Origin of the sequence: Robinsoniella sp. RHS (assembly GCF_001029355.1) — a bacterium.
GTDB lineage: Bacteria > Bacillota > Clostridia > Lachnospirales > Lachnospiraceae > Robinsoniella > Robinsoniella peoriensis.
Genome location: NZ_JNGB01000169.1, coordinates 1 through 6,565, shown reverse-complemented (window position 1 = coordinate 6,565; position 6,565 = coordinate 1). Strand labels below are relative to the sequence as shown.

Below are 6,565 nucleotides of genomic sequence, written 5' to 3'. Positions count from 1 at the left end.
AAAAGATGATTGGAAAGGAAGGTAAATGTATGAAGAAGAAGCAGTTATGGAAAAAGATTCTGCCGGTGTTTTTATGTACCTGTCTGGCGGTTCAGCCGGTTATGCCGGCAAACGCAGCAGGGGGCGCTGATGAGAAAAAGTCCGTATCCACAGCTGACCTGAGTGGACCGGAGGGCACTGATGGATTATACCAAAAGGATTTTTCAAAAGATAGTATCGACGGGTTTACGGTTAAAAGCGGGACGGGCACATTGACTCAGGGGGATGGAAAACTTCAGGTACCTGCAAGTGGTACAAAACTGGTAATCGATGAGAACTCGCCGGAACTTAAAAATACGGAGGTAGAATTTGAAATTGACCCTGCAAATAATAATGGAAACTTTTATGCAGTTGTACGGTATGCAGGACCCGATTCCTATACGGTAATTGGTAATGGCGGCGTTGGAGGGAATACATCGCCCTGGTATCTGAAAACCAGCGGCGGTCGTACCGTGTCGCTTTTATCCAGCGGCAACACTTACGGGGATGGTCAGAGGCTTTATGCAAAACGTCTGAAACCTTATAAGCTTCGCGTAAGGGTTGTTGAAAAGGTTGTTACGGTATTTTTGGATGATGCAGAGATCTTTAATGGTGAAGTACCGGAAATTACCATGGATACCGGAAAGTCCGGCATGTATTTTGAAGGTTCCGGCGGCGGTATCCGGAAATTTTCCGTGTCTTCCTCAAATACTATTGAACCTGTAACAGGCAGTATTACGGAAAAAGAAATTTCTTCAGACCAGATGTCAGTAAAAGTTGATGCTGATTTTCCAAGAGTAATCAGCTATAACCTGGACGGCAAGGTTATGCAGGGACAGGAAGTTCCGTACCATGCCCTGGAGATTAATAATAAGGCATATGTACCTGCCGTGACTTCAAACATTGAGGGAAACAAGGCAACGTACCATATGGAAGCAGGCAGCATGTCTTTTGATACCGTGTTGACGGTGAGGGATAATGTAATGGTGATGACCCTGGAAAACATATCTGATGGGATTAAAACCATTCATTTTCCAAAACACAGCCTGGTATCTGTAAGCAGTGATCAGGCAGGTGCAGCACTGACTGTGAATGATAACAGAACCCAGAGCAGTATAGACCTGACAGCAAATCCTGCAGAGGATCCGGCATACAAGACAGCAGTTATTACGGTTGTAAATAATAATGAGCTGGCGGCATCTATCCGGAACGATTCTTCAAAAGATTACAGCGGCGTGGCTTACCAGACGATGAAAAACGGTGACCACTATACAACAGGGCTGTGGACAAATGAGTTTCTGGTGAAAGGTTTGGATGACAAAGATTTTGAGAAGCCTTATACGGCGGTTGCGATTACGGCGGACCGGAATGCAGATGGTGCGATTGACTTTCAGGATGGTACAATTGCGTATAGGGATGACTGCTATGCGGATGAATCAGATCTGAAGATTCCGGGGGCAGAAGATGTTATGCAGTCCTACACCAGCGTGGCAATGAACGTGGGCAGTGCAGCACAATATCCGTTCCTGCGTATTTTAGATAATGTTAAGAAGTTTAATCTGGGAACAGATGGATTTGAACAGATGATTATCCTGAAGGGATATCAGGGGGAAGGGCATGATGCAAGCCATCCTGACTTTGCAAACTATAATAACCGTGCAGGAGGTCTGGAAGACTTTAACACCATGCTGTCTGAAGGTGAGAAATATAATGCAAACTTTGGTGTGCATATCAACCATACGGAGATGTACCCGGAAGCGGGCCAGTATGCAGTAAATGAACTGAATACCGGAGTAGGTGCATGGAACTGGTATGACTCCGCAGTAAATATGATTCGTGAAAACGATATATTAATGGATGGAAGTACGATTCCGGGAGGCAATATGGAGCAGAGGCTTCAGCAGCTTAATTCAGATACAAACGGAAAACTGAAACTGATCTATGTTGATACTTATTTTGATAACCGCTGGACGTCGTACCGTCTGCAAAAAGCAATCAACGAACTGACTGACCAGGGAATAGCGGCAGCGACAGAGTATCCTGAGAAAATGACAGGAAGGAGTGCCTGGGCACACCATATTAACAGTACTTATTCGGGTGCGGGGAATATGGTACGTTTTGTCTACAACGGACAGAAAGATATTTTCGGACAAACAAGCCTGTTCCGCGGCGAGGGCGGACGTGTCAATGGTTTTAACGGCTGGCAGGGAGCAGATGATTACTATGCAACCATGAGAGATTTCTTTACGAATTTGTTGCCGAACCGTTTTCTGGCCCAGTATCCGATCAGCCAGTGGACCAATAATAATAAAGCGGTTTTAGGCAGGAACAATGAAGTTGTGACAGAAATGAGAAACGGTAAGAATGTGATCAGCCTGAATGGAAATGAAGTGGCAATTGGCAATCAGATCTTCATCCCATGGACGATTGACGGACAGGACAAGATCTACCATTATAATGAAGCCGGAGGGGAAACAACCTGGACACTTCCGGAAGACTGGAATTACACTACGGTAAAACTATACAAACTGACATCTACCGGAAAAACAGATGAACAGATCATCAATGTGGCAAACGGTGCTGTCACCATCACGGCAGATGCAAGGCAGGGATACGTGGTATATCCGGGAAGTGCAGCAGCAGACATACCGGATATGGCATCTTATGACTGGAGCACAGGCAGCCTGGTAAAGGATATGGGATTTGACAGTCATACTTTCGAAAATGGTTGGACAAATATCAATAATAATCCAAATGTTACATTTACAGATACCAGTATCGGAAATACAATGATTCAGATTAAAGGCAGTGAAGAAGGCGGAATCGAACAGGAGATGAACGGGCTTACCGGTGGGCAGAGCTACTCCGCGTCTGCTTGGATCCGCACGGCAGCCGGAAGAAAAGTACATATATCAGTAGAAGATCAAAATGGCAGGGAACTGGCAGCAAACTATATTGATAGTTCTAATGTAATATATGGTGTTCACCATACAGATAAATACAAAGAATATTTCCAGAGAGTAAAACTTACCTTTACTGAACCACAGGGGCAGACATCGGCAGTCATAAAGATCAAGGCTGATGCAGGCAGCGAGGATGCCGTGGCAACTATCGATGATGTACGCGTGATACCAGTCGGTCTGACAGATCAGGGAAGCCATTATTTCTTTGAAGATTTTGAAAATGTAGACCAGGAATACGGGCCGTTTGTGTCAACGGAGTCAGACCAGAGTCACTTATCTGAAATAAATACGGTTAACCCTGCATTAACAGATGATGTAATTGAAGGACGCTACTCATTAAAAGTCCGCAATGGTGATTATATGAGGACACTTTCCCATCGTGTCCGCTTAAAACCAAATACAGCTTATACGGTAGGCATCGATTATAAGGCGAAGGCACAAAATGCAGTTGTCCTTGGGGTGAAATCCGACAAGGCACTGGCAGCAGAAGATACAAAAAATGCAACGCTGATACTCAAACCATTGAGCGGTACCGGATACGGGCAGAAGGAAAGAGTAAAAGTAACTTTTACAACCGGTAACTATGATGATTATTATATTGACCTTACAAAACAGAGCGCTTCCGAATATATCTTTGATAATTTCTATGTAGACGAAGGGAAAGCAGCAGATATTCAGGAGTACACATTAAGCTTTGCACCTGGTGAAGGAACTGTGACAGGGACAAACCCGGAAGCAGTCACAGCATCAGAAGGTACGGCAATTGTATTGCCAAAGAATCCTTACACCAGAAAGGATTATAACTTTGTCGGATGGAATGACGGTAATAAAACATACGAAGCCGGTGATACCTACAGTATGCCGGGACGTAATACTACGTTGACCGCTATGTGGGAAGAAGGCGGAATTACTTATACAAAAATTCCAAGTGACGAATTAACAGCTGTTGCAGAAAGTCAGGAGAACAATACTCCGGGAGCGGGAGATGGACCAGGCAGCAATGCAGTGGATGGAAATGAAGATACAATCTGGCATACTGCGTATGGTCATGCACCACAGGCAGATATTCCAAATGACCGTTATAATGGAATTACCATTGATCTGGGCGGGACGTATGATATCGGTAAACTTGAATATGTTCCAAGAAAAAATGGTCCAAATGGAATTATTACAGGATATAAATTATACTACAGTGAAGCTGAAACGGGAACATATGAAGAGGGTGCATTTACGGAAGTTCCGGGAGGAAGCGGTACCTGGGCAGCAGATGCTTCTAAGAAAACCGCAAAGTTCTCTGTGGTGACTGCACGCAGGCTGATGCTTCGTGCTACGCAGGCTGGAGGTGGATTTGTCTCAGCTGCTGAACTCTATGTATATCAGGCACAGAAAAATGATTATGAATATGAAAAGGTGGAAGTAAAAGCAGCAGCGGCAGAAAGTACACAGCCCGGATATCCAATTACCAACATGCTGGCAGATAATGATTCGATCTATCACAGCAGTTGGAGCGGCGGAATCAATATGGCACAGGGAATTAACAATAAGCTGACCTTTGATTTTGGGGATATCTGTAAAATTGGCAAGCTGGAATATCGTCCAAGGCAGGACGGAACGAATGGAATTATCAAGGAATTTAAGCTGTACTACAGTACCACGGCAGATCAGGATGACTGGCAGGAAGTTCCGCAAGGACATATTGTATGGGCTGCAGATAAAGAGAAGAAGACAGCTGCATTTGCGCCGGTAGATGCCAGAAGGCTGCAGATGAGAGTGCTCCATTCTATGGAAAATGTAGCCTATCCGGATGCAGATCCAGCAGATAAATATATCTCCGGACAGTATATGGCATTCTACAAAGCGGTGGAAATGGAAGAGCCGGGTGATGACAGCCTGGTTATTACACCGGGTTCATGCGGGTGTACTTTCAGCGGCCTGGTTTTCGACAACCGCAAGATTGTTATACCGAAAAATGCAGACCAGATTACAGTAAACTTGTCCGCAGAAGGAATGCTCGTACCGTGTGAGACACCAGGCCATGACCAGGAGGACATCAGCTACTCCTTTGAAATTGCAGAAGGAGCTGCAGGTGCAACCATATCCGGAACAGAGCTTCGAGTTGGCTCTGCAGGCATTATAAAAGTACGTGCTATCGCAGAAGTAAACGGTGCAAAAGCAGTTCGCACATCCGTATTTACCATAGTGAAAGGTGAATATACAGTGACTGCACAGGCAGACCCGGCAGAGGGCGGAACTGTGAAAGGGACTACAGATGTGGAAGCGGGCGGAACTGCGGTATTGACGGCAGAAGCCAACGAAGGATACACATTTGGAGGATGGTATCTTGGGGAAGAAAAGGTAGGCGAGGAACCTGCTATCACTACGCCGGAGATCACAGAGGACACCGTCTATACAGCTAAGTTTATAAAAGACTTAAAAGACGTAACAATTACAGCCCGTTCGGAAGATGAAGCAGCAGGAAGCGTATCCGGCGGCGGTACAGTTAAGGAAGGGGAAAAAGTCACCCTTACCGCCAAGGCAAATGAGGGTTATACCTTCGAGGGCTGGTATCTGGAAGGCGTAAAAGTATCCGGTGAATCCGTATATGAAATTGAAGCGGCAGAAGATGCAGAGTATATTGCCAGATTTATAAAAAATGCACCTGCCAGGGTAACCATTACCGTACAGTCTGAAGATGAAACGGCAGGAACGGTATCCGGCGGCGGAAGTGTAAACGTTGGTGAGACAGTAACCATAACTGCCACAGCCAATGAAGGCTACACATTTGAAGGCTGGTATCTGGGAGAAACAAAAGTATCTGACCAGGCAGAATATAAAATAGAAGCAACAGAGGATGCCGCATACATTGCACGGTTTACGAAAAATGCGGTACAGCAGGTGACGGTTACCGCTGAAGCAACAGAAGGCGGAACGGCAGAAGGGACTGCAACGGTAGATATTGGAACAACGGTAAAACTTATTGCAGCAGCGAACGAAGGCTATGTATTCGAAGGCTGGTACCTGGATAATGTCAGGGTATCCGAAAATGCAGAGTATGAAGTGGTAGCAAAAGAGGATACCACCTATGTTGCGCGGTTCACAAAAGCAGAAGAGCCACAGCCGGAAATGGTGAACATTACCGTACAGTCAGCAGATGAAACGGCAGGAACCGTAAGCGGCAGCGGAACCGTTAAGAAAGGTGAAGAATTTACCATAACGGCATTTCCAAATGAAGGCTACACATTTGAAGGCTGGTATCTGAATGATGAAAAAGTATCGGATCAGGCAAGCCTGACCTTGAAGGCAGAAACAGATGCTGTGTATACAGCACGATTTGAAGAAAAGCCAAAAGAAATGATCACGATTCAGGCAGTGGCAGAAGCCGGAGGAACCGTAACCGGCAGCGTGACCGCAGAATATGGAAGTGCGGTAACCATTAAGGCATATCCGCAGGAAGGCTATGTATTTGAAGGCTGGTATATAGGGGATATGAAAGTATCATCACAACCGGAATATACAATAAATGCTTTACAGAACACCGTATATACCGCAAAATTTGTTAAGAAAGAAGCGCCGAAGCCACAAAA

General features: G+C 45.3%; 1 protein-coding gene. It reads left to right on the top strand.

Going from position 1 to position 6,565, the window contains the following annotated elements; all coding sequences use genetic code 11:
* Positions 1 to 29: 29 nt before the first annotated feature.
* Positions 30 to 6,565, top strand: a 6,536-nt coding sequence (locus RHS_RS32160) for an endo-alpha-N-acetylgalactosaminidase family protein (protein WP_395023600.1), incomplete at its 3' end; no start/stop codon positions are given.